At 38.8% G+C, this 237-nt stretch carries 1 protein-coding gene; it reads right to left on the bottom strand.

Features of this window, described 5'->3' with window-relative positions; all coding sequences use genetic code 11:
• Positions 1 to 237 (bottom strand): condensation domain-containing protein (locus ACHRWY_RS27775; RefSeq protein WP_395359276.1); only part of this gene is annotated, 237 nt, incomplete at both ends.

The following is a 237-nucleotide window of genomic DNA, read 5'->3' as shown; positions in this document are numbered from 1 at the left end:
AGCTAACTCCTTTTATAGCGACTTCTTGTTCTACAACTTCGCCAGAGTTTGATTCTATATTTTGAAAATCAAACATCACTTGAAACAATGGCGTCATACTCATATCACGGGTTGTAATCACCCGATCCACAACCTTTTCAAATGGTGTTAACTGATGGTCATAACCTTCCAGAGTTGTCTGTTTTACTCTTGACAACAAATCTCTAAAACTCGGGTTGTCGCTCAAATCACTGCGAA

The sequence above is a fragment of the Flavobacterium sp. FlaQc-48 genome (assembly GCF_044007335.1).
In the GTDB taxonomy this organism is placed as follows: Bacteria; Bacteroidota; Bacteroidia; order Flavobacteriales; family Flavobacteriaceae; genus Flavobacterium.
The sequence above is the reverse complement of the archived record's forward strand: the minus strand, read 5'-3'. Positions and strand labels throughout refer to the sequence as shown.